This window comes from Stenotrophomonas sp. SPM (genome assembly GCF_003105135.1).
Lineage (GTDB): Bacteria > Pseudomonadota > Gammaproteobacteria > Xanthomonadales > Xanthomonadaceae > Stenotrophomonas.
Genome location: NZ_QETL01000189.1, coordinates 1 through 2,670 on the forward strand (window position 1 = coordinate 1; position 2,670 = coordinate 2,670).

Annotated in this window: 3 protein-coding genes; all 3 read right to left on the reverse strand. The window is 69.6% G+C overall.

Annotation, left to right across the window (positions count from 1 at the left end):
- Positions 1-52: 52 nt before the first annotated feature.
- Positions 53-322 carry an oxidative damage protection protein gene (locus DCO49_RS19805; RefSeq protein ID WP_116865440.1) on the reverse strand — a complete coding sequence of 90 codons (270 nt, stop codon included), beginning with the start codon at positions 320-322 and terminating at the stop codon, positions 53-55.
- Positions 323-327: 5 nt separating this feature from the next.
- Positions 328-1,452 (reverse strand): A/G-specific adenine glycosylase, encoded by a 1,125-nt coding sequence (gene mutY / locus DCO49_RS19810; RefSeq protein ID WP_116865439.1) that lies wholly within the window; start codon positions 1,450-1,452, stop codon positions 328-330.
- A 115-nt stretch (positions 1,453-1,567) separates the two neighbouring features.
- Positions 1,568-2,670: signal recognition particle-docking protein FtsY (ftsY, locus tag DCO49_RS19815; protein ID WP_165835763.1), on the reverse strand; the 1,103-nt coding region annotated here is incomplete at its 5' end.

Here is a 2,670-nt window from a genome sequence, read left to right on the forward strand (position 1 = left end):
AAGCGCCCGCAGAATGATCGGTTATCGCCGGGCCATGCCCGGCGCTACCGGCTCAGGCTTCGGGGGTGAAGCCGGCCGGCTTTTCGGCGTCCTTCTCGAACAGGAACTTGACCAGCTCCGCTTCCAGCATCGCGCGGTGCTCCGGCTTGCGCGGCGACAGGCGGTTTTCGTTGATCAGCATGGTCTGGTGCGCCAGCCAGGCGGCCCAGGCCTGCTGGCCGATATGGTTGAACACGCGCTGGCCCAGGTCGCCGGGGTAGGGCACGAAGTCCAGGCCCTCGGCATCGCGTTGTTCGTACTGGCAGAAGACGGTTCGGGGCATGGTACTCACTCGTGGTTGCGGGGTTTGGTGGCTCTGCGTTTCGGCGCCTTCACCGGCGTGCCCTCCAGCAGCTTGCGGATCGGCGCGGGCAGGCCCAGCGCCGGAAGTTCATCGGCGGCGACCCAGCGCAGCGCGGGTTCCTCCACGCGCAGCCCGCGCACCTGCCGCGACAATACCTGCAGGTGCAGCCGATAGTGGCTGAACGTGTGCTGCAGCACCGGCAGTTCCTCGGCCTCTTCCAGCGAACCGTCGACATGGTCGTCGAACCAGTCCTGCAGGTCGCTGCCGGCGTCGGCCTGCGGCAGCGTCCACAGCTGCGCCCAGATGCCGGTGTCCGGGCGTTTCTGCAGCAGCACGCGCTGCTGGGCGTCACGCAGCAGCAGGGCCACGGCCTCGCGCTCGGGCAGGATTTTGCCGGGTTTCGGTGTGGGCAGGTCGGCGGTGCGGCCTTCGCGGCGTGCCACGCAGTCTTCCTGCATCGGGCAGATCACGCAGGCCGGCTTGGCACGGCTGCACACGGTCGCACCCAGGTCCATCTGCGCCTGGGTGTAATCGACCATGCGACCGGCCGGCACCTGCGCTGCATGCGCTTCTGCCAGCGACCACAGCTGTTTCTCGATGGCCGGCAGCCCGGGGAACCCCTCGATGCCGTGATAACGGCTGAGCACGCGCTTGACGTTGCCATCGAGGATCGCGAACGGGTCGTTCCAGGCCTGGCTGAGGATCGCGCCGGCGGTGCTGCGGCCGATGCCGGGCAGGGCGTGCAGGGCATCGAAATCGCGTGGCAGGTCGCCGTCGTGCAGCTCCACGCAGCGCTTGGCGGCGGCGTGCAGGTTGCGGGCGCGGGCGTAGTAGCCGAGCCCGGCCCACTGCGCCATCACCTCGTCGTTGCTGGCGGCGGCCAGGTCGGGCAGGGTCGGAAAGTGCTGCAGGAACCGCTGGAAATACGGGATGACCGTGGTCACCTGGGTCTGCTGCAGCATGATTTCCGACAGCCAGACCCGGTAGGGACTGCGCGGATGCTGCCAGGGCAGGTCGTGGCGTCCGTGGTCGTCGAACCAGTGCAGCAGGTGGGCGACGAAGCCGTCTTCCCGGGCAGTGTTGGCGCTGGCGTGCGGCTGGCGGGACATGGGTGTTCCGGGGAAGGCAGCCACCCGTGGGGTGGCTCTACTGGATTGCGGTTGCGCCACGCCATGCGTCGCGCGCAGGGCAGTAGGGCCACGCCATGCGTGGCTGCACGGCGTATCAGGCGCCCAGCGCTTCAGGCAGCAGGGCGTCGACGAAGGCTTCCGGATCGAACACGCGCAGGTCTTCCGGGCGCTCGCCGATGCCGGCGAAACGGATCGGAATGCCGAACTCGCGGGCCAGGGCGAACACCACGCCGCCCTTGGCGGTGCCGTCCAGCTTGGTCACCACCAGGCCGGTCACCTTCACCGCGGCATTGAACTGGCGCAGCTGCGAGAGCGCGTTCTGGCCAGTGGTGCCGTCGATGACCATCAGCACTTCGTGCGGCGCGGTCTCATCGATCTTGCCGAGCACGCGGCGGATCTTGCCGAGCTCGTTCATCAGGCCGGACTGGGTATGCAGGCGACCGGCGGTATCGGCGATCAGCACCGAGGTGCCGCGCGCCTTGCCGGCCTGCAGGGCGTCGTAGGCCACCGAAGCGGCGTCGGCGTTCTGCCCCTGGGCGACCACGGCCACGCCGTTGCGCTCGCCCCAGGCCTGCAGCTGGGCCACGGCGGCGGCGCGGAAGGTATCGCCGGCGGCCAGCATCAGGCTGTGGCCTTCGTCCTTGAAGCGCTTGGCCAGCTTGCCGATGGTGGTGGTCTTGCCGACGCCGTTGACGCCGACGGTGAGCACCACGAAGGGCTTGGCGTTGCGGTCGATCACCAGCGGCTTGGCGACCGGCTGCAGGATTGCGATCAGTTCGCTGCGCAGCGCGGCGAGCAGCGCATTGGCATCGACGAACTCGCGCGACTTCATGCGCTTGCGCAGGCCCTCGACCAGGTCGGTGGTGGCGCCCACGCCGACGTCGGCGGTGATCAGTGCGGTTTCCAGCTCATCCAGCAGGTCGTCGTCGAGCTTGGGATTGCGCGAGAACAGGCCGCCAAAGCTGCGGGCGATGACGCTGTTGCGCAGGCGCTCGCGCCAACCGGGCTTGCCGGCCGGGGCCGGGGGCGCATCGACCAGTACCGGCAGGTCCGTGGCAGGCGTGGCTGGCGCTTCGGCCGGGGTGACCGGGGCCAGCGGTGCAAGCACGGCGGCCGCAGCCAAGGCCTCGGCCTCGAAGTCTTCCGGAGCGATGACGCGTTCCGGGGCCGGGGCCGGGGCAGGCGGCGCAGCGGCGA

Bases quoted from the DNA above. Each gene is read 5' to 3' on its own strand.
- DCO49_RS19805 (WP_116865440.1), bottom strand. From the start codon at position 322: ATGCCCCGAACCGTCTTCTGCCAGTACGAACAACGCGATGCCGAGGGC.
- mutY (WP_116865439.1), bottom strand. From the start codon at position 1,452: ATGTCCCGCCAGCCGCACGCCAGCGCCAACACTGCCCGGGAAGACGGC.